We start from the raw sequence: 344 nt of genomic DNA on the forward strand, positions 1-344 counted from the left end.
TTTTTCAATAATTGGACAAATTGTTCATTCATACGAGCAATTGTTTTTTCTTTAAATAAGTCCGTACAATACTCCCATTCTACATCGTATCCGTCACTTGTTTCTATAACAGTAACAGTAATATCAAACTTTGCTACCTTACTATCAACTTTCACACCATTTACCTTATAATCTCCCATGCTCAACGAGTTCATTTCTTTGTTTTCAAATGTAAACATAATGTCGAAAATAGGGTTTCGAGAAGGCTCCCTTTCCACGCCAAGCTGGTCTACTAACTCTTCAAATGGATATTCTTGATTATCAAACGCATTTAAGCATTTTTCTCGTAATTGTGCCACCAAATC

1 protein-coding gene is annotated in these 344 nt (G+C 34.3%); it reads right to left on the reverse strand.

What is annotated here, in order from left to right; genetic code table 11:
* Positions 1-344 (reverse strand): condensation domain-containing protein (locus JDS82_RS29105; RefSeq protein ID WP_242474951.1); only part of this gene is annotated, 344 nt, incomplete at both ends.

Origin of the sequence: Bacillus cereus group sp. N14, from assembly GCF_016483555.1 — a bacterium.
GTDB lineage: Bacteria > Bacillota > Bacilli > Bacillales > Bacillaceae_G > Bacillus_A > Bacillus_A wiedmannii.